General features: G+C 67.3%; 1 protein-coding gene. It reads right to left on the minus strand.

Going from position 1 to position 373, the window contains the following annotated elements:
• Positions 1-66 precede the first annotated feature (66 nt).
• Positions 67-373 (minus strand): DUF805 domain-containing protein (locus tag ACIPUB_RS20130; protein ID WP_407609004.1); only part of this gene is annotated, 307 nt, incomplete at its 5' end.

Genomic DNA, 373 nt, shown 5'->3' on the forward strand with positions numbered 1-373 from the left:
CTGCCTGCCGGCCACCGTGGGGGCCCGCACCCACAAGATCGAGGTCAAGGACGGCGAGCTGTTGCTCTACCCTGAAACCCCGGCAGTCTGACCCACGCCCCGGATGAGAAAAGGCGGCGGCTGGACCTGCACCTTGTCGAAGCGCGCGCCTGCCGGGTTGGACGGCAGCAGCATCAGAACGATGATGGCCAGCGCGCCGAGGATCGGGATGAGGATGAGCAGGTACAGCCACCCGCTGAAGTTGCAGTCGTGCAGGCGGCGGACCGAGACGGCGATGCTCGGGACCAGGGTGGCCAGGCCGAAGAGAATCGCAATCACCGTTCCCGCCATCGCTCCCATGCCGGGAGCCCCGGTGGCTGGATCCGCAGTGGAA

The sequence above is a fragment of the Paeniglutamicibacter sp. ORCA_105 genome (assembly GCF_045798545.1).
Lineage (GTDB): Bacteria > Actinomycetota > Actinomycetes > Actinomycetales > Micrococcaceae > Paeniglutamicibacter > Paeniglutamicibacter sulfureus.